Genomic DNA, 856 nt, shown 5'->3' with positions numbered 1-856 from the left:
CGTCTTCCTGATGGGCGTCGGCGGCACCTGGGACGAGTTCATGCAGCTCGAGTACCTCATGAACAAGTTCGGCGACCGCGACCTCGAGGTCTACCTGATCCACGCCGCCGAGTGGAACGTCATGGGCCACAAGCGCATGACCGACAGGTCCGTCGTGCTGACCGCCTCCGAGTCCGGCACCACCCCCGAGGTGCTCGAGGCCGTCGGCAAGATGAGGGAGATGGGCGTGCGCGTCTTCGCCATGACCAACCCCGAGGGCAAGATCGGCCAGGCCGTGGGCGCCGAGAACTGCGTCATGATGGCCTCCGACCACGGCGCCGGCGGCTGCGAGAAGGGCTACTACCTCGCCGACTGCTTCGGCCTGCGCCTGCTCAACCGCCGCGGCTGCTTCCCCAAGTTCGACCTGTTCATCGAGCAGACGAAGGACGTCTGGAAGGACATGCTCGACATCCGCAAGCGCTTCGAGCCGCGCGCCGAGGAGCTCGCCAGGAAGTACGCGCTGGCCGACTACACCATGTTCATCGGCTCGGGCGCGCTGTGGGGCGAGACCATCCTGTACTCCATGTGCCTGCTCGAGGAGATGCAGTGGAAGCGCATCCGCCACATCACCTCGCACGACTTCTTCCACGGCACGCTCGAGCTGCTCGAGCCCGGCGTCCCGGTGTTCCTGTTCATGGGAGAGGACGAGTGCCGCGCCCTCGACGAGCGCGTCCGCGCCTTCCTCACCAGCGGCGTGACCGGCGACGAGGACTACGTCATCATCGACACCGCCGAGTACGCGATCCCGGGCCTGGACGACGACTTCCGCGTCATCGTGTCGCCGTGGATCCTGTCCGTGCTGACCACCGACCGCCTC

Annotated in this window: 1 protein-coding gene; it reads left to right on the top strand. The window is 66.6% G+C overall.

The genetic code is table 11. The features are described from left to right. A partial coding sequence (locus tag AAAX36_RS09450) for an SIS domain-containing protein (protein WP_349075293.1) occupies positions 1 to 856 on the top strand: 856 nt, incomplete at both ends.

Origin of the sequence: Collinsella sp. CLA-ER-H10, from assembly GCF_040092475.1 — a bacterium.
In the GTDB taxonomy this organism is placed as follows: domain Bacteria; phylum Actinomycetota; class Coriobacteriia; order Coriobacteriales; family Coriobacteriaceae; genus Collinsella.
The sequence above is the reverse complement of the archived record's forward strand: the minus strand, read 5'-3'. Positions and strand labels throughout refer to the sequence as shown.